The sequence below is a fragment of the Bartonella saheliensis genome, from assembly GCF_902162175.1.
On the sequence record NZ_LR607199.1, the window covers coordinates 72608 to 90605 of the forward strand.

Here is a 17998-nt window from a genome sequence, read left to right on the forward strand (position 1 = left end):
ACAACGTCCTTTTCATTTATTTAAGATGTATCGTAACCCATCCTTGACGGTGGTATGTTTCAAGATGTTTTAATCCCTGTTTTACATAAGCTTCCAATACAAGGTCATGTTGTTCTTCAAGAATTCCAGAAAGTACAAGTGATCCGCCTTTTTGAAGGAATTGAACCATTTCTGGTGCAAGTTCAATAAGCGGATTGGCAAGGATATTGGCAATGATAAGATCAAAGGGCGCACGTGATGCAATTTCATCATGGGCAAAGCCTGTGGCTGTAATTGCCCTAATATATTTTTCTACGCCATTGAGTGCGATATTGTGTTGTGCAACTTTGATAGCAATGGGATCAATATCAGATGCAAGTATAGCAATAGGTTTGAGCTTTGCCATGCCAATGGCTAAGACTCCACTCCCTGTACCAAGGTCAAGGGCATTTTGTGGATTCTCGTGTTTCATGATTTTGGCAATCATTTCCAAACAACCGGCTGTTGTTCCATGATGTCCAGTGCCAAAAGCTTGATTTGCATCAATTTCAATGGGAAAAACACCTTGTGGGATGTCATTACGGTTATGGCTTCCATGAAGGAAAAAAGGACCAGCATGTACAGGTTGTAGTCCTTCTAGGCTTTTTTGCACCCAATCAATATTGGGTAAAATTTCATGGTTAATTTTATGGGGATCTATAGAAAGGATCTGTGCAAAACGTTTCGATACATATTCTTCATTGTTTTGGTCTATATAGAGTGAAAGTTCATAGATGGTGTTTTTTTCATCAATCTCTGTAAGAGCCAAAGGATATCCTTCTTCGTCAAAAGCTGCTTCTATAAGCGTATAAAATCGCTCTGCTTCATTTTTAGAAGCAGTATAATATAGACGAATTTGCTGTGACATCTTGTTCTTTCTTTATAATTGGCTTTTTTATTTAGTTTGAGACAAGTTTTTTAAGTCGCTCAATGGCGATTTGGTCTTTTAATTCATTATCATCCTCGTTGGGTTCATAAGGTATAATACCAGCGAGTTTGCCACCTTTTTTAAGCAAAAAAATTGCAGCCGTATGATCGTAAGTATAGTTTTCATCTGTCCCTGGTACTTTTTCAGCAAAGATATTAAAAGAACTGACCATTTTATGAACTTTTTTAGGATCTCCGCTAATGCCAATAATTTTATTGTTAAAATTACTGAGGTATTCATGAAGGACTTCAGGGGTGTCACGCTCAGGGTCAACAGTTACAAACCATTTTCCTAATTTATCACTCTCTGGCCCAAGGGCTGTAAGCCATCGATCAAGATTCATTAATGTTGTAGGACAGATTTCAGGGCACATCGTAAAACCGAAGAAAATAATTGAAGGTTTACTGCGAACATCAGCTTGCGTAACAGTTTGTCCATTTGAATCGGTGAGAGTAAAGTCATCACCTAAAGGTTTATTGATCAACCTATCATAAATAAAAATCCCCGTAAGAAATATAACTGTTAGTCCTAAGATGCGGATTACATTTTTCATCGCTTGTCTCTCTTAAAAGTGTTGAAAAAATCTAGCATTGGTTGGTTTGTTTTGCAATGTTTGTTTCACGGTTGATTTTATGGATTTGCTTGGTATGTCTTTCCATATCTCTTGATGAAATAATTGATGGAAGGTAATATGAATATTGAAAACGATCTTCGATTTCATGAAAATAAACCACGTATTCACACAACGGCGCGATTGCATGGTTGTAAATTAGGGCGCTATGTGGAAATTAATGAGCGGGTGATTTTGCGGGATGTAACCGTTGGAGATTTTTCTTATTTAGAACGTAACAGTGAGGCTATTTATAGCGATATTGGTCGTTTTTGTTCTATTGCATCTCATGTACGGATAAATGCATTAGAGCATCCCATAGAGCGTCTTTCAACCCATAAAATAACCTATCGTCCAAACGAATATTTTCGTTATAAGTCACTCGATTGTTCTTTTCGTGAAAGGCGTTGTGCAAAACGTGTTACCATTTGGCATGATGTGTGGATTGGGCATGGAGCAGTTATTATGCCTGGGGTAATAGTTGGACATGGTGCAATTATTGGAGCTAACGCTGTTATAACAAAAGATATTATGCCTTATACGATTGTTGCTGGGGTTCCAGCTCAACAATTGCGGATGCGTTTTCCCAATCATGTGATAGAAGATCTTTTAGATATGGCTTGGTGGGATTGGCCGCTTGATAAAATTTACAACGCATTACCTGATATACAAAACTTGCCCATTGAAGCTTTTGTTTGCAAATGGAAAAGACATTCAGATTAAAATAGTCCTTTGATAAAACGGATTATGGTTTTCTTTCGTTAAGCTTTATCGACAAAATTATCCAGTACACGCTTTTCTCCAGCTTTTTCAAACATTATTGTCAATTTATGATCGTCTATCGCTGTAATACGGCCATAACCAAATTTTATATGAAAAATTCGATCATTGATAGAAAAGTTTGATGGTGCGTGAGAGATTGATTGAGCGATAATTTTTCCTTCAATATTTTTGTATTTTTGTGTGTGCTTTTGTTTTGGTGTTACATAGTCATTATAAAAGGAATCATGATGCGGAAACGAGGATTTTCCATAACCACCATAAGATGTTTCCATGGCTATGGCTTCTATATGTTCTGCTGGTAATTCATCTAGAAAGCGGGAGGGAAGAGCAGATTGCCAAAGTCCGTGAACTCTTCGGTTGGATACAAACCATATATGTAAATGTTTTTTTGCTCTTGTAAGCCCCACATAAGCAAGACGTCGTTCTTCTTCTAATCCTGAACGTCCACCTTCATCTAATGAGCGCTGATGAGGAAAGAGCCCTTCTTCCCAGCCTGGAAGAAAAACTGTTTCAAATTCAAGCCCTTTAGCGGAATGAAGTGTCATGATGTTGACGGCATCCATGTTTTCATTATTTTCCGTTTCCATCACCAGTGCAACATGTTCTAAAAAGCTTTGAAGATTTTCAAATTGTTCCATGGAACGGATCATTTCCTTAAGATTCTCTAGTCGTGTGGGCGCTTCTGGTGAGCGATCTTCTAACCACATGGTTGTATAACCAGAATCGTCAAGGACGATCTCAGCAAGCTCTCTGTGGGGGGTGTCTTGCAGCATATTTTGCCAGCGGCGGAAATTTTCAATAAGGTTTCGTAAAGCACTGCGTGCCTTAGGTTTTAGCTCGTCTGTTTCAATGATGTCAGCGGCCGCAGAAAAGAGAGAAACAGCACGTGCGCGTGCACTTTCATAAAGAATGCGCAAGGTTGCATCGCCTATGCTACGTTTTGGTGTATTGATAATACGCTCAAAAGCTAAATCATCAGCGGGTTGGACAACAACACGTAAATAAGCCATGGCATCACGTATTTCCATTCGTTCATAAAAACGCGGACCACCAATGACGCGATAATTAAGACCAAGTGTTACAAAGCGATCTTCAAATTCACGCATTTGAAATGATGCGCGTACCAAGATAGCCATATGATTTAAGGCATGACCGGCTTGTTGAGCGCGTTCGATTTCTTCTCCAATGGCCCGCGCCTCTTCTGCTGAATCCCATGCTGAATGAATTTTTACTTTTTCTTCCTCACTCTTTATGTGAGCAGAAAAAAGAACTTTACCCAGCCTTTCTTCATTATGAGCAATTAGATGAGAAGCAGCTTTAAGAATATGAGATGTTGAGCGATAATTGCGTTCTAGACGAATAATTTGGGCAGAAGGAAAATCTTTTCCAAACCGTAATATGTTTTCGACTTTTGCACCACGCCATCCATAAATGGATTGGTCATCATCGCCAACACAACAAAGATTAACATTTTGACCTTGAGGATGTTGTGCTAAAAGGCGGAGCCAAAGATATTGTGCTGTATTTGTATCTTGATATTCATCGACAAGAATATAGCGAAATTGAGAATGATATTCGCGAAGAATATCTGGATTGTGTTGGAAGATAGAGATAGAATGAAGCAGAAGATCGCCAAAATCACAAGCATTAAGATCTTTTAATCGATTTTGGTAACTGTGATAAAGATCGCGTCCCATGCCATTGCCAAAGGAATGCGCATCACTTTTTGAGATATGTTCTGGTGAAAGTCCTTGATTTTTCCAAGAATCAATCATCATGGCAAGATTTCGCGCGGGCCAACGCTTGTCGTCTAATCCTTCAGCTTGAATAAGTTGTTTTAAAAGTCGAAGAACATCATCGCTATCAAGAATTGTAAAGTTTCTTTTTAAATCAACAAGTTCTGCGTGACGGCGTAAAATTTTAGCACCAGTAGAATGAAAAGTTCCAAGCCAAGGCATGCCTTCAACAACTTCACCAATAAGTTCACCAATACGTGTTTTCATTTCTCGGGCTGCTTTGTTGGTGAAAGTGACAGCAAGTATTTGTTGAGGAGAGGCCAATCCAGAGCGCAGAATATGAGAAATGCGGGTTGTTAAGACGCGTGTTTTTCCAGTGCCTGCACCTGCAAGAACTAAAAGAGGCCCTTCAGTATTCATAACAGCTTGTTGCTGTTCTGGATTGAGCTGTTCTAAATAGTCTGTGTTATGTGATTTTTTTTCCTTTAGAACATAGGAAGAAATCCCAGAGTCTTTTTCATCATGGGTTGGGGGAGCATCCTCTTCAAAGAAAGGTATGTGATCGGAAAAATTATTCATTATACCTTTTTTGTAATCTTTTTTTCATTAAAGTGCTAGGTTTAAAAAACTTTTCTTTATAAAAGCTACAACAGTCTTAAATGGAATGAGAGATGTTAAAAGCAAGTATTAAAGACGTTGAGTAAGAATACTTTGAAGGGCGTAAACGCGCAACGAGGCTGAAAGATTGACTTGTTGTGGTCTTTGGCTATCAATATCAGTGATAATAAAAGCTAAAGATTGTCCCTTTTTGCGGGCTATATCTTTGAGAATATCTAAAAATGGCGGTTCTAAAGAGACGCTGGTTGCGTGTCCATCAACGCGAACAGATATCTTTTGCGGAATGACTTTTGACCAATCAATAGAAACACTTTCGTTCATTTTTTCCCCTTTACTCATCGTTTCGTAAACGATTTTGATCAAGAAATTTTTGTGTTTTGAAAGATTTTTGTTGCTCGAAAAGTTTTTCAGTTTTTGTTCGTCCAAAACGATAACGATTTTCTTCGGCATGAAGAGCTTTTTCTACACGCTTTTTTTGCTTTCGAAATTGTCGAAGATTTATCAGTTCAGTCATGAGAAAAATTATTTTTTCCGAAAAGAATCTAAAGAGACAACATCAGCACTTTGTTTTGTATCGTTATTTGAAGGTTCTTTATCGGTACTGAGATTTTGTTCTTTTGTGAGCATATTGTCTTTTTTCTGTTTGTTTGGTGGAGTGAGGGGCGTAGATGGGATATTTTCTGAAATCTCACTTTCTACAGAGGGAAGTTTTGAGGGCAGATCAAATGCTGCTTCAAATGTTGCTACAGGATCGTAAAAAACTTGAATGGAAGTAAAAGGAATTACGAGTTTTTCGGTAATTTCTCTGAAAGAGAGGGTTACTTCAAAGGCTGTTTCTGAAACACTGAGATCTCTAAACTGATGCTGCAGGACAATCGTCATTTGCTCAGGATAGCGATTTTTTAGCCGAGGAGAAATTTTAACGCCTGGGGCATTTGTAAAAAAAGTTATAAAAAAATGATGATTGCCCGGAAGTCCTGCTTTAGCAACTTCCGATAAAACTTTACGGATAACTCCACGAAGCGCATCCTGAACGAGAATATCGTAACGGATTTGATCTTTAACCATCGAAGTTTATTCCTTTTATTTCACGTAGCAGAATGAGCCGTATTGATGTGTTGATATTGTGTAATAGAATGTATTTAAAAGTTAGCAGTATTTTGTCTACAAGATACCTCATTGAATCAAAAAACATAAAAAATAATGTCTGATAATGTCTGAAAGATCAATCAATAACATTTTAAAAAGTGAAGGCTTCTGTTGCCAGGTGCCTTCCAACCCCGCTTAAACCTGCGACGGTTTAAGAGTCAATTTGAAACATTCACACCACCTTAAGCGGCGAGACGTGCTTCCGCATAGTTGTCATTTGCAACTACTCATTTAGCCCGATAACGGTGGTACAATGCCGAGTAAAAGAGCGATCTTTACACCCTTGTCGATCCTATTTCGCCCCCACCAAAATATAATTTGGGTTGTTTATATTTTGGTGGAGGCGCCGGGTACCGCCCCCGGGTCCAATAGGTTTATTTCACCGTCCATTTATTACCATAGCTGGAAAGCCAGCTCTCTAAATATAGATGAAGAACAGCCTTAGGAAAAGGGGGGTTGTTAATATTTTTAATCCTCTAATTATTTATGGAGCTATATGATGCGGCTATAAAAGTATAGCTGCTCATTTTTGAAGAGGAGATGATGCAAAATGACAAATAATCTAGCAGATATTAAAGTATATGATTCAAACCCTGATGCAGCAGCAGTCGAACGACTTAGCCATCGTTTAGCTTTGGTGATGAAAAAGCAGGATGCAGCGCTTGTTGCAACATCGGATCCAAAAGAGTTAGAACGTGTTGAAAAATGGGTTCAAGATGTTTTAGAAGCTGATGAGCAGAGTGCTAAAATGGCTGTTTCAAAGGTTGCTCAGATGATGGCTGGAGAGCGTAGAAAAAGTCGTGTAACTTTTTATTATTTAGTCGCTAAGCAACTCAATGCACTTGATAAAATTTAAACAATATTAAGTTTATGATACTGATAAAAAAGCCCAATTTTTTGGGCTTTTTTGTTTATAAAAGGCGTTAACGTTTTTCATCCTCTTGGAGGTATCCTCCTTTACGCATACTTGGGACAAAGAGAAGCGCAATGAAAGCCATGATCATCACGATGGTTATGTAAAAATAAAAGAGTGATTCATGTCCAGCTTTTTTTAATCCAAACGCGACGTATTCAGCAGAACCACCAAATAAGGCATTGCCAATAGCATGAGAGATGCTAACGCCTAATGCACGTATGGAAGAGGGGAACATGGCTGATTTTACGACACCAGAGATGGATGTATACATGCTCATAATGAAGAGCAAGCCAATAATGACAGATAAGGCAACCCATATACTATGGGTATTACCGATGATCCAAAGTCCAGGAAATGTAAAGAGCGCAGAGAGTATACTCCAAATGATGAGTAAAGTTTTTGTTCCAATTTTATCGGCTATGATCCCTGCTATGGGTTGAAACAGGATGAAAATAAACAGTACAGCTGTCATAATCGTTGTTGCGGTATGTTTATCAAAGCCGGTGGTTGTAATCAGATATTTCTGCATATAAGTCGTAAAGGTATAAAATGTGAGCGATCCTCCCGATGCAAAGCAAGCAATCACGACTACGGCTTTTGTATGTTTGGTGAGAAGTTCCTTAAGACTCCCAGAGTGTTTTTGAGAGCGGCTTTCTTTTGTGGTTGTTTCGTGAAGTGAACGGCGCAGATAAATTGCAATGATTGCTCCACATCCACCAATCACAAAAGGAATACGCCATCCCCATGCTTTTAACTGATCTTCAGTGAGATAAATTGCTAAAATAAATATAGTAAAACTGGCGAGAAGTTGACCTGTAATAAGGGTGCCAGATTGGAAAGAAGCAAAAAGCCCACGATGTTTTTTGAGGGAAACTTCGCTTATATAAGTGGCTGCTGTCCCATATTCGCCACCTGCTGAAAGTCCTTGCATCATCCGAGCTAAAAGTAAAAGGATTGCTGATGTTATTCCCAAAGTTTTATAGGTGGGAAGTATGGCAATGAAAAAAGAGCCTCCACACATCATAAAAATGGAGACAAGCATTGAGAATTTACGTCCATAACGATCGGCGATAAATCCTAAAAACCAAGCTCCAATAGGGCGCATAAGAAAACCAATAAAAAAGACACCTGCAGTTTTTAACAGGGGCGTAATCGTATCACCATCTGAAGGAAAAAATTGTGAGGCAAAATAAATTGATGCAAATGAATAAACGTAAAAATCATACCATTCTACGAGATTTCCTGATGCGCTTGCTATAATAGCAAAAATACGTTTTCTTGCATCCTGTGATGCTGAAATTGTTTCATTTTTCATGAAATGTTCCCCTTTTAGATTTATAATTTATTTTTTTATTATTAAGTTTGTTTTATAATTTGTATCACTAAAATCTAATTATATCATAGTAATTTTTTATGAAAGCTATTTAAGAGAGTCTGTTTGTATACAGGTGTGAGCCTTTTGAGGGCATTATTGCTGTTGTAGGATAAAGTGCATCACAGTGTATGTAAGGGGAAGGGGGCATTGAATAGGAGATTTAAGCGGGATGAAATGTTGGTAAAAAGAATGGTTAAATAACGGGTTTAAGAATTTCCTATAGGATATTTGAACAGTGCAAAAAGTTGTGTAATTTTTTATGATTTTGTCGCTTCGTGATTAAAGATCTTTGAAAAATCTCAATAAGATAGATTTATAGATTCCCCACCTTGCGCAAGAAGCATAAAAGTTTTTCCTGTATGGTAAACGGTCGAAAATGAATTGTTTTATGTCTGTTTTTTAAGACGTTATCATATTCATAAAAAGCCCAAGGATTTGGGCTTTTTATTGTGTGTAAAAATTTAATGGATCTCATCATCTTTCAGATATCCCCCCTTGTCTATATCTGGCATTAAAAGAATTGAGATGAGGGCAATAATCATCATACCAATTATGTAAAAAAAGAAAACAGATTCGTATCCCATATTTTTTAATCCAAGCGCTACATATTCCGCAGAGCCTCCAAACAGTGCATTTCCAATGGCAAAAGCAAGTCCAACACCGATTGCTCGGATTGAAGCAGGAAATAATTCTGCTTTTATGATACCAGCAATGGAGGTGTAGAGACTCATAATACACAGCATTCCGATAATGATTAATAGTGCAGCCCACGCATTGTGAGCATTGCCAATCATTTTAAGGACAGGAATTGTGCAGATAATGGATAAGGCACTCCAGCTAATAAGCAAAATCTTTGTGCCAATTTTATCGGCTAGAGAACCAACGAGGGGTTGGAGTAACACAAAAATAAAGAGTGCGGCAGTCATTATTGTCGTCGCAGTGTGTTTATCGAAGCCGGTGGTGGTGATCAGATATTTTTGCATGTAAGTGGTATATGTATAAAATGTGAGCGATCCTCCCGCTGTAAAGCCAATAACCAAAAAGAAAGCTGTTGTATGATTGCGTAAAAGTTCTCTAATACTTCCAGCATGTTGTGTCGAGCGGCTTTCTTCTGTAGTTGTTTCATGGAGCGAACTGCGCAGATATATCGCAACCATTGCTCCAAAGCCACCAATGATAAAAGGAATACGCCAGCCCCATGCTTTTAACTGATCTTCAGTGAAATAAAGTGCTAGAATAAAGATAATGAAACTCGCAAGAAGCTGTCCCGTAATGAGTGTGGCATATTGGAAAGATGCAAAGAATCCGCGATGCTTTTTAAGAGCAACCTCACTCATATAAGTTGCTGTTGTACCATATTCACCACCGACGGAGAGCCCTTGAAACATGCGGATTAAAAGCAGCAGGAATGCTGCTGTTATTCCCAAGGTTTCGTAAGTGGGAAGTATAGCAATGAGAAAAGATCCCCCGCACATCATAAAAACAGAAATCAGCATTGAACGTTTGCGTCCATAGCGGTCCGCAATGAAACCAAAGAGCCATGCCCCAATAGGGCGCATAAGAAAGCCAATAAAAAATATTCCTGCAGTTTTTAATAGTTGTGTAACGTTATCATTATCTTTAGGAAAAAATTGTGATGCAAAATAAACCGATGCAAAGGAGTAAGCATAAAAGTCGTACCATTCTACCAGATTTCCTGAGGCACTGGATATGATAGCAAAAATACGTTTCCTTGTATCATGTGGATTTAAAGTTGTTTGGTTATTCATGAAATGTTCCCCTTTTAGATTGATAACTTTTCTGCTCGTAAAAGTTGTTACATGATGTATAGCATAAAAATGAAATTGTATCATGATAATTTCTTAGAAAAATATTTAAGTTGATTTATTATATTTTTAGTCTTTTAAAAAAGATTTTCTTTGAAATTTAGACAACATAAATAACTTTTATATTATCAATAAATAATAAAATAAATTTTAATTAAATTGCAGTAAGAGTTATTACTTAATTTATACTTATTTTTAATCACTAAATCGTCTTTTATTTCATGATTACATTCTTTTATAGAGATTAAAAACTTACGATGGTAAAAGAATGAACTTGCACATTTAAAGTTTAGAACTTTCGTTGTAAGATTTTCTAGAGCGATTAATGCTGCTGTGAGCTTATAGTCTATTGTGTAAATGTGTGTTTTTAGGGTCTTTTAAGAAATTTTTTGTTTCATTGTGAGTTATTTGCATATGAGAGTGTTTTTAAGGATATGGAGATTTTCTAGCTTATAGGTTTGATGCTGTGTTGTAAAATGGCGTTATTGGCTATTACATGTGAGATTGGTGTGTGGGTAAAAATCTCTTGATGAACTAATTCAAGTTGAAAGATGGTAGATATATCGTTATAAATCAATGTATTGTGCAATTTTATTTTTTCAGAAAGCTTTACTGTCATGCTCGTTATAGGCGCTATCGTGAAATGGACTTGAGTCTATTTGAGAATGGCAATGTATCTTAAAAAAGTACGGAAGTTCATAACATAAGGGGTATTTTCTATTTTTATGGGGCTTTGTTTTGCATGTAGGGAGCCATAAAAGAACGTATTAAACAAAAGTGTAAGACAATATGTCATTTTTATTATTGATAAAACTTCTTGTAGGATAGTTTTTGGGCTTTGATTTTGGATTAAGGAATAGAAGTGTGAAAATAAATCAAATGTCTTTTTGTCTTCAGCAAATGAAACTCAGCCAAAGAATCATCTCTTTATAACAATGCAGAGCTATCGCTTATTTTTATAAGTGCCCTATGCGGGAAGAGAGAAAGTTTCTTCTTTAGCGTGTTCAGAGGGATAAAAATAAAAAATTTTAAGCTTTAATTTCCGTATAACAATACAAAAAAGCCCAGTATTCTGGGCTTTTTTGTTAGGATCAAAAGTTAATCAATATCATCTCCTTGTAAATATCCTTTTTTGCGAGCATCTGGCATTAAGAGAATTGCGATGAAGGCAATAATCATCATGCCTGCTATGTAAAAATGAAATATAGATTCATAGCCGATTTTTTTAAATTCAAGCGCCACAGCTTCAGCAGAACCACCAAATAGTGCGTTAGCAATAGCATAAGAGAGACCAACCCCCATTGCTCGGATTGAAGCAGGAAACATTTCCGCTTTTACGATACCAGAGACGGACGTATAAAAGCTCATAATACAAAGCATGCCAATAATAATGGAGAGAGCAATCCACATATTATTAGTACTTCCAATAATTTTAAGTGCAGGAATTGTAAAGATGATAGATAAGGAACTCCAAATAAGCAGTGAAGCTTTTGTGCCAATTTTATCTGCAAGAGAACCAAAGAGGGGTTGGAGTAGCATGAAAACAAATAGTGCGGCAGTCATTATTGTTGTCGCAGTATGTTTATCAAATCCAGTTGTTGTTATCAGATATTTTTGCATATAAGTCGTACAGGTATAAAATGTGAGCGATCCTCCCGCTGTAAAACCGATAACTAAAAGGAATGCTTTTGTGTGATTGCGTAGAAGTTCTTTAAGACTCCCAGCTTGTTTTTTAGAACGGCTTTCTTTAGTGGTTGTTTCGTGAAGTGAACGACGCAGATAAATCGCGACAATTGCGCCACATCCACCAATCGCGAAAGGAATACGCCAGCCCCATGATTTTAATTGATCTTCAGAGAGATAAAGGGCGAGAATAAACATAACCAAACTTGCAAGGAGTTGACCTCCAATGAGCGTGGCATATTGAAATGAGCTAAAGAAACCACGACGTTTTTTAAGAGCAACTTCACTCATATAAGTCGCTGTTGTTCCGTATTCACCACCGACTGAGAGACCTTGAAGCATGCGGAGTAAAATGAGAAGAATTGGTGCTACTGCTCCAATCGTTTCATATGTAGGAAGAAGAGCGATGAGAAATGAACCACCACACATCATAAAAACGGAAATCAGCAAAGAGCGTTTACGTCCATAACGATCCGCAATGAACCCAAAGAGCCAACCGCCAATTGGACGCATAAGGAAACCTATAAAAAAGACGAAGGAAGATTTTAAAAGTTCAGTAACAACATCTCCATTGGAGGGAAAAAACTGTGAGGCAAAATAAATAGATGTAAAAGAATAAACATAAAAATCATACCATTCCACCAGATTTCCTGATGCACTCGATATAATCGAAAGAACACGTTTTCTTGTATCATGTGGTGCTAAAGATTCTTGTTTTTCCATAGTCAATCCCTTCATTTTACGTTCATCCATCTTTGTTCATTATCCCTCTATGTTATTTTCTTAGAAGCTGTCTATAGTATTTTATTTTTTGCATCAAAATTTTAGTCAGATCATGATAATTTCTTGTGTAAGATGTTTTTGGAAAAAGATTTGAATTATGTTTATACAGATTTTATAGTTTTTATTTTCTATAATGAAAAGAATCGGACATAATAACTCCATGAAGTCATATCTTAGTCTTTTATCTCACGTCTTAAATCAGGGCATTGATCGCACAGATCGAACGGGTGTTGGAACGCGATCTATTTTTGGATATCAGATGCGCTTTGATTTACAAGTAGGATTTCCATTGTTGACGACAAAGAAATTACACTTGCGTTCAATTATTTATGAGCTTTTGTGGTTTCTTAAAGGCGATACAAATATCGCATGGTTGAAAGAGAACGGTGTATCTATTTGGGACGAATGGGCTGATAAACAAGGAGATCTTGGTCCTGTTTATGGGTATCAGTGGCGTTCTTGGCCAGCTCCTGATGGGCGTCATATTGATCAAATCAGTAATCTATTGACTATGATTAAGGAGACGCCTCATTCTCGTCGTCTCATTGTATCAGCATGGAACCCCGCCTTGATAGAAGAAATGGCTCTTCCGCCTTGTCATTGTTTCTTTCAATTTTACATTGCTGAGGGTAAATTATCCTGTCAGCTTTACCAGCGTTCGGCAGATATTTTCTTAGGAGTTCCATTTAATATTGCGTCCTATGCATTGTTAACGATGATGATTGCGCAAGTCAGTGGCCTTAAAGTTGGAGATTTTATTCATACGTTGGGGGACGCTCATCTTTATTCTAATCATTTTGAACAGGCAAAATATCAATTGTCTCGTATACCAAATGCTTTGCCATGTATGCGTATAAATCCAGCGGTAACAGATCTTTTTTCTTTTAAATTTGAGGATTTTGAATTGCTTAATTATGAAGCACACCCCCATATTAAAGCCCCGGTAGCAATATGAAGATTTCCATTTGTTTAATTGCTGCTGTTGCAGAAAATGGCGTTATTGGTTGTAAAGGTACAATGCCTTGGCATTTATCAACAGATTTGCAACGCTTTAAGGCGCTGACATTGGGTAAGCCTATTATAATGGGGCGAAAAACTTGGGATTCTATCGGGAGACCTTTACCAAAGCGCACAAATATCGTCATTACGCGCGATTGTACTTTTAGTGCTGAAGGGGCGATTGTTGCGCATTCTTTATCACAGGCTTGTTCTCTTGCAACAAATGCCGCTTCTCAAAATGATGTAGAGGAAATTTTTATTATTGGTGGGGGTGAAATTTTTAAACAAGGGTTTGGACTTGCTGATAAAATATTTCTTACAGAAGTTTTAGCTTCTATAGAAGGTGATAGTTTTTTTCCTATTTTTGATAAAGAAAAGTGGACTATCGTGCAAACACAAGATATCCCCAAAGGGGATAAAGATAGTCATCCAACACGTTTTGTTGTTTATGAGCGGAAATAATTTTTGTGATATGAAGTGGAAAGGGTTTATCTGTTGCGTAATTGAGATAAGAAAAAACCTATAGGCTTTAAGTGAAGGATCGGTATTTGAATGAATGGTAGTCAGTTAAAGAGGTGATAATGCCCTGGACAAATCAAAATGGTGGTGGCCCATGGAGTGGCGATAAAAATAAGAACAGTGGTGACAAAAAGACATCGGCTAAGAATCTTTTTGGTTCTGGTGGCAATAATGGTGGCGGAAATGGTCCCAATCTCGATGATATTTTGCGTAAAGGGCAGGATCATTTTAAACAATTTAGTCGGGGGGGCGTTTTTATTTTGTTCCTTCTTCTTGCTGTGTGTTTCTTTCTCTATCAGTCACTTTATATTGTCCAACAAAATGAGCAAGCAGTAGAATTGCGTTTCGGTGTTCCTAAAGAAGAAATTATCGGTGATGGTTTGCATTTTCATTTTTGGCCAATTGAAACTTATATGAAAGTACCTTTAACGGAAAAAACAATTGCAATTGGTGGACAGCCTGGACAGAGACAACAGAGTGAAGGTTTGATGCTGTCGAGTGATCAAAATATTGTGAATGTCAATTTTTCCGTTTACTATCGCATTTCACATCCAGGACAATTTTTATTCAATGTAAATGATCAAGAGGGAACTGTTCGTCAGGTCGCCGAAAGTGCAATGCGGGAAGTCATTGGCTCAAGACCTGTTGATGATGTTTTACGCGATAAAAAAGAAGAAGTTGCTAACGATGTGAGAAAGATTACTCAGTTGACTGTCGATAAGTATCAACTTGGGGTTGAAATAAGTCGTGTATCGATCAGTGAAGCTGCTCCTCCTACCAAAGTTGCTGCGGCGTTTAATTCTGTTCAGCAGGCTGAGCAGGAACGTGGACGAATGATTGAAGAAGGGAATCGTGTGCGTTTTACGAAGATTGGTTTAGCAAATGGTGAAGCTTCACGGACACGGGAAATCGCAAAAGGTGAAAAAGCACAAATGATTGAAGAGGCAACAGGGCGTGCTGAACGTTTTCAGGCTATAGCTCGTGAAGCTGCAATTTCACCAGAGGCTGCACGGTATCGTCTTTATATGGAGACGATGGGGCGTATTTTTTCTTCACCCAATAAATTGGTTCTCGATCAAATTAATTCTCCTGCGGTGCCTTATCTTCCTTTGAATGAATTGCTGCGTCATAATTTATCAGAAAAAGCAAAAATAAAATCAGCACGTTCTACATCGCTCTTGGACACTCAGATTTCTGGAGGACGTTAATCATGCAGCAATCTCGTTTTTTGTTTGTTTTTAGTACTATAATAATTTTTTTGATTATATTGTGGATGTCATTTTTTGTTGTCTATCCTCGTCAACAAGTTGCTATTAAGCGTTTTGGACAGATTGTTAAGGTAGAATCTAATCCTGGAATTTATGTGAAAATACCTTTTGTGGATAAGATGATTGTGGTGGATAATCGACTGCTGCGTTACGATGTTCCTACACAATCTGTGCAAGTTCGTGGGGGGGCTTATTATGAGGTGGATGCGTTCTTCATTTATCGTATTACCGATCCTAAATTATTTTTACAGCGTATTGCTTCAGGGCGCCCGCAAATTGCAGCGCGTGAAAATCTCGCACCACGCTTTATTGATGCCTTGCGAGCTGTTTATGGTAAGCGAGAATTTAAAGCAGCCTTATCGGATGAACGAGGTGCGATGATGGCTGAGGTTCAAAGGCAATTTTCTATAGATGCTGGTTCGCTGGGTATTAAGATTGTTGATGTGCGTATTCGAAAAACCGATTTAACTGATGCTGTTTCAGAAGATGTTTATCGGCAAATGGCTGCGGAGCGGGAAGCCGTTGCGGAAAATATTCGCGCTCGTGGTCAACAAGAACGAGACCGTATTGTCGCAGAGGCAAATCGTGAATATGAAGAAATTGTGGCGGCTGCAAAACGTGATGCTGAAATTACCCGTGGTGAAGGACAGGCTGAAAGTATTCGCATTTTACTCAAAGCGCGAGAAGCTAATCCATCTTTTTACGATTTTTGGTTAGCGATGGAGCAGTATAAAAATTTAGAGAGAATACCGATGGTAATTTCACCAAATGAGGATTTCTTTTTTTATTTTCGAAATTCTCCGCAAGCAAAGAAAAAACTTTCATCAACAATGAGTCCTAATTTGAATAAAACTGATTCAAAGTCCAGCGGGGAATAGATGAAACAGTGTATGGAGGGTACTTATATGAGCAGTATCCTCTATGAGCTCCTTGTTTTTATGATGAATGTAAGAGAATGTTAAGCCATACTGATTTTGCATAATAAGTATTAAGTAAGGCTCTTTACAGCTTTGGTTTAAAGGCATGCCATGGGTAGAAGTATTGTGAGTAGAAATATATTTTTGAAGTCTTTTATCACAAGAGTTATTTTTTGTGTGCTTTTGTTTTTATCAGGATCCATGCGTTTGTCTTGGAGTGCAGAGACAAATAAAACATTGCCTTCCGTTCCTGATTTAGCTTCTGAGCTTTTGGAGACGGTTGTGAATATTTCTACGGCACAGACTGTTGAAGGAACAGAACAGGATGAAAATACTTCGATACCCGTTATTCCAAAAGATTCATTACTAGAAGAATATTTTAATGATTTTTTTACACCTAAAGAGGGGGAAAAAAATAGTCAATTTCAAAAGGTGCGTTCTTTGGGATCTGGTTTTGTAATTGATGCACAAAAAGGGCTTATTGTTACAAATTATCATGTTATCGTTGATGCTGATGATATTGAAGTGAATTTTACGGATGGTGCAAAACTTAAGGCGAAGCTCCTTGGCAAGGATAGCAAAACGGATTTGGCGTTGCTTCAAGTGGATGCGGGAAGTAAAAAATTAAAAGCTGTGCGTTTTGGTGATTCAGAAAAAGCACGTATTGGTGATTGGGTTATGGCGATTGGTAACCCTTATGGTTTTGGGGGGAGTGTAACGGTTGGTATTATTTCTGCACGTAACCGTGATCTTAATGCTGGTCCTTATGATAATTTTATTCAAACAGATGCAGCGATTAATCGAGGTAATTCTGGTGGTCCGTTATTTGATAGAAATGGTGAAGTCATTGGCATTAATACAGCCATTGTTTCTCCTTCTGGAGGATCGATTGGTATTGGGTTTGCTATTCCATCAGATATGGCCCTTTCTATTATTAATCAATTGCGTGACTTTGGAGAAATAAGACGTGGTTGGCTGGCTATTCGTATTCAGCCGGTGACAGAAGGTATTGCAAAAAGTTTGAAGCTGGAAAATGCTGTAGGAGCGTTGGTGGCTGGTAAAATAGAACAGACGGAAAAAAACAATGTCGATAATAGCCAGTTGCAAACAGGAGATGTTATTCTGTCTTTTGGGAATGCCAAAATTAAGCATGCACATGATTTACCCCGTTTAGTCGCGGAGAGTGCAGAAGGGAGAGTTGTGGATGTTACTATTTTACGGAATGGACAAGAAAAAACCGTAAAAGTTAAGCTTGGACGTTTGATTGAGACCGATGACAATGAAGATACAGAAGAAGAAGTCGAGGATAAAGAAAATAATGATCTGCCGAAAAGTGTGACAATGCAATTGATGGGCATGACGTTATCTGAATTGACAGAGGATTTGCGTCATCGTTATTCAATTTCAGATAAACTTCGAGGACTCGTGGTGACATCTGTTACACAAAATAGTGCTGCGGATAAAAAGCGTATTCGCGTTGGTGAAGTGATTGTTGATATCAATCAGAGTGCTATTACAACAATTGATGAGGCTAAAAAGCGTTTTCATAAATTACGTGAAGCTGGACGCAAAAATGCTCTCTTCATCGTAGCACGTCCAGATGGAGAGTTACGGTTCGTAACGATCCCAATGGATTGATGCCTTATAGGATTGATGTTTGAAGAATTCGTTTTTTGTTTTTATTAGCCTTAATATATAGGTATTTAGGTGGCTCAGTGTAACATCTATCTAGTATTTTTAAGCTCATTTCATGATGGAGCGTATGGATTGTATGACATAAAGTCCATTGGATGGCTCCATTTTTGCGCTGAATAAAAGTATAAGTTAGCAATTGTTTACTGTCTTTTTTTTAAGTGATTTTTATATCTTT

At 37.7% G+C, this 17998-nt stretch carries 16 protein-coding genes and 1 other RNA gene; 7 read left to right on the forward strand and 10 right to left on the reverse strand.

The window, feature by feature from the left end:
• Positions 1-16: 16 nt before the first annotated feature.
• Positions 17-886, reverse strand: a complete 870-nt coding sequence (locus FS875_RS03220; RefSeq protein ID WP_144752962.1) for a 50S ribosomal protein L11 methyltransferase — start codon at positions 884-886, stop codon at positions 17-19.
• A gap of 31 nt (positions 887-917) precedes the next feature.
• The gene (locus FS875_RS03225) at positions 918-1499 is read right to left on the reverse strand and encodes an SCO family protein (protein WP_144752965.1); all 582 of its coding nucleotides are present in this window, start codon (positions 1497-1499) and stop codon (positions 918-920) included.
• 138 nt (positions 1500-1637) lie between these two features.
• On the opposite strand from FS875_RS03225, the gene FS875_RS03230 reads away from it, so the two are divergent.
• Positions 1638-2279: an LbetaH domain-containing protein gene (locus tag FS875_RS03230; RefSeq protein WP_144752968.1), complete on the forward strand. Its 642-nt coding sequence runs from the start codon at positions 1638-1640 to the stop codon at positions 2277-2279.
• 38 nt (positions 2280-2317) lie between these two features.
• On the opposite strand, the gene FS875_RS03235 is transcribed toward FS875_RS03230, so the two are convergent.
• The 5 genes from FS875_RS03235 to ssrA all read right to left on the reverse strand — a co-directional run bounded on the left by FS875_RS03235 (position 2318) and on the right by ssrA (position 6296).
• The gene (locus FS875_RS03235; RefSeq protein ID WP_144752971.1) at positions 2318-4654 is read right to left on the reverse strand and encodes an ATP-dependent helicase; all 2337 of its coding nucleotides are present in this window, start codon (positions 4652-4654) and stop codon (positions 2318-2320) included.
• A 108-nt stretch (positions 4655-4762) separates the two neighbouring features.
• Positions 4763-5014: a ribbon-helix-helix domain-containing protein gene (locus tag FS875_RS03240; RefSeq protein ID WP_144752974.1), complete on the reverse strand. Its 252-nt coding sequence runs from the start codon at positions 5012-5014 to the stop codon at positions 4763-4765.
• A 10-nt stretch (positions 5015-5024) separates the two neighbouring features.
• Positions 5025-5207 carry a DUF4169 family protein gene (locus tag FS875_RS03245; protein ID WP_144752977.1) on the reverse strand — a complete coding sequence of 61 codons (183 nt, stop codon included), beginning with the start codon at positions 5205-5207 and terminating at the stop codon, positions 5025-5027.
• An 8-nt stretch (positions 5208-5215) separates the two neighbouring features.
• Positions 5216-5761 (reverse strand): SspB family protein, encoded by a 546-nt coding sequence (locus FS875_RS03250; protein WP_144752980.1) that lies wholly within the window; start codon positions 5759-5761, stop codon positions 5216-5218.
• A 178-nt stretch (positions 5762-5939) separates the two neighbouring features.
• Positions 5940-6296: a transfer-messenger RNA gene (gene ssrA, locus FS875_RS03255) on the reverse strand.
• Between the two features lie 96 nt (positions 6297-6392).
• On the opposite strand from ssrA, the gene FS875_RS03260 reads away from it, so the two are divergent.
• Positions 6393-6698 (forward strand): DUF2853 family protein, encoded by a 306-nt coding sequence (locus FS875_RS03260; RefSeq protein ID WP_144752983.1) that lies wholly within the window; start codon positions 6393-6395, stop codon positions 6696-6698.
• Between the two features lie 67 nt (positions 6699-6765).
• Here FS875_RS03260 and FS875_RS03265 read toward each other — a convergent pair whose 3' ends face one another.
• From FS875_RS03265 to FS875_RS03275, 3 genes are all read right to left on the reverse strand, one after another.
• A complete protein-coding gene (locus FS875_RS03265) occupies positions 6766-8073 on the reverse strand; it encodes an MFS transporter (protein WP_144752986.1) in 1308 nt (435 codons plus the stop codon).
• Between the two features lie 521 nt (positions 8074-8594).
• Positions 8595-9902 carry an MFS family transporter gene (locus tag FS875_RS03270; protein ID WP_144752989.1) on the reverse strand — a complete coding sequence of 436 codons (1308 nt, stop codon included), beginning with the start codon at positions 9900-9902 and terminating at the stop codon, positions 8595-8597.
• Between the two features lie 1155 nt (positions 9903-11057).
• Complete coding sequence (locus FS875_RS03275; RefSeq protein ID WP_144753046.1) at positions 11058-12365, reverse strand: MFS family transporter; 1308 nt, start codon at positions 12363-12365, stop codon at positions 11058-11060.
• A gap of 220 nt (positions 12366-12585) precedes the next feature.
• Between FS875_RS03275 and FS875_RS03280 the strand changes: the two genes are divergently transcribed.
• The 5 genes from FS875_RS03280 (at position 12586) to FS875_RS03300 (ending at position 17766) form a co-directional block, all read left to right on the forward strand.
• Positions 12586-13380: a thymidylate synthase gene (locus FS875_RS03280; protein WP_144752992.1), complete on the forward strand. Its 795-nt coding sequence runs from the start codon at positions 12586-12588 to the stop codon at positions 13378-13380.
• Positions 13377-13886: a dihydrofolate reductase gene (locus tag FS875_RS03285; RefSeq protein WP_144752995.1), complete on the forward strand. Its 510-nt coding sequence runs from the start codon at positions 13377-13379 to the stop codon at positions 13884-13886. Before FS875_RS03280 ends, FS875_RS03285 begins: the two co-directional genes overlap by 4 nt.
• 119 nt (positions 13887-14005) lie before the next feature.
• The gene (gene hflK, locus FS875_RS03290) at positions 14006-15151 is read left to right on the forward strand and encodes an FtsH protease activity modulator HflK (RefSeq protein WP_144752998.1); all 1146 of its coding nucleotides are present in this window, start codon (positions 14006-14008) and stop codon (positions 15149-15151) included.
• Positions 15152-15153: 2 nt separating this feature from the next.
• Positions 15154-16089 carry a protease modulator HflC gene (gene hflC, locus FS875_RS03295; protein WP_144753001.1) on the forward strand — a complete coding sequence of 312 codons (936 nt, stop codon included), beginning with the start codon at positions 15154-15156 and terminating at the stop codon, positions 16087-16089.
• 150 nt (positions 16090-16239) lie between these two features.
• Positions 16240-17766, forward strand: a complete 1527-nt coding sequence (locus FS875_RS03300; protein ID WP_144753004.1) for a Do family serine endopeptidase — start codon at positions 16240-16242, stop codon at positions 17764-17766.
• Positions 17767-17998: the final 232 nt, after the last annotated feature.

Excerpts from the sequence above, each read along its gene's own strand:
- FS875_RS03220 (WP_144752962.1), bottom strand. The coding sequence starts at position 886 with ATGTCACAGCAAATTCGTCTATATTATACTGCTTCTAAAAATGAAGCA.
- FS875_RS03225 (WP_144752965.1), bottom strand. The coding sequence starts at position 1,499 with ATGAAAAATGTAATCCGCATCTTAGGACTAACAGTTATATTTCTTACG.
- FS875_RS03230 (WP_144752968.1), top strand. The coding sequence starts at position 1,638 with ATGAATATTGAAAACGATCTTCGATTTCATGAAAATAAACCACGTATT.
- FS875_RS03235 (WP_144752971.1), bottom strand. The coding sequence starts at position 4,654 with ATGAATAATTTTTCCGATCACATACCTTTCTTTGAAGAGGATGCTCCC.
- FS875_RS03240 (WP_144752974.1), bottom strand. The coding sequence starts at position 5,014 with ATGAACGAAAGTGTTTCTATTGATTGGTCAAAAGTCATTCCGCAAAAG.
- FS875_RS03245 (WP_144752977.1), bottom strand. The coding sequence starts at position 5,207 with ATGACTGAACTGATAAATCTTCGACAATTTCGAAAGCAAAAAAAGCGT.
- FS875_RS03250 (WP_144752980.1), bottom strand. The coding sequence starts at position 5,761 with ATGGTTAAAGATCAAATCCGTTACGATATTCTCGTTCAGGATGCGCTT.
- FS875_RS03260 (WP_144752983.1), top strand. The coding sequence starts at position 6,393 with ATGACAAATAATCTAGCAGATATTAAAGTATATGATTCAAACCCTGAT.
- FS875_RS03265 (WP_144752986.1), bottom strand. The coding sequence starts at position 8,073 with ATGAAAAATGAAACAATTTCAGCATCACAGGATGCAAGAAAACGTATT.
- FS875_RS03270 (WP_144752989.1), bottom strand. The coding sequence starts at position 9,902 with ATGAATAACCAAACAACTTTAAATCCACATGATACAAGGAAACGTATT.
- FS875_RS03275 (WP_144753046.1), bottom strand. The coding sequence starts at position 12,365 with ATGGAAAAACAAGAATCTTTAGCACCACATGATACAAGAAAACGTGTT.
- FS875_RS03280 (WP_144752992.1), top strand. The coding sequence starts at position 12,586 with ATGAAGTCATATCTTAGTCTTTTATCTCACGTCTTAAATCAGGGCATT.
- FS875_RS03285 (WP_144752995.1), top strand. The coding sequence starts at position 13,377 with ATGAAGATTTCCATTTGTTTAATTGCTGCTGTTGCAGAAAATGGCGTT.
- hflK (WP_144752998.1), top strand. The coding sequence starts at position 14,006 with ATGCCCTGGACAAATCAAAATGGTGGTGGCCCATGGAGTGGCGATAAA.
- hflC (WP_144753001.1), top strand. The coding sequence starts at position 15,154 with ATGCAGCAATCTCGTTTTTTGTTTGTTTTTAGTACTATAATAATTTTT.
- FS875_RS03300 (WP_144753004.1), top strand. The coding sequence starts at position 16,240 with ATGGGTAGAAGTATTGTGAGTAGAAATATATTTTTGAAGTCTTTTATC.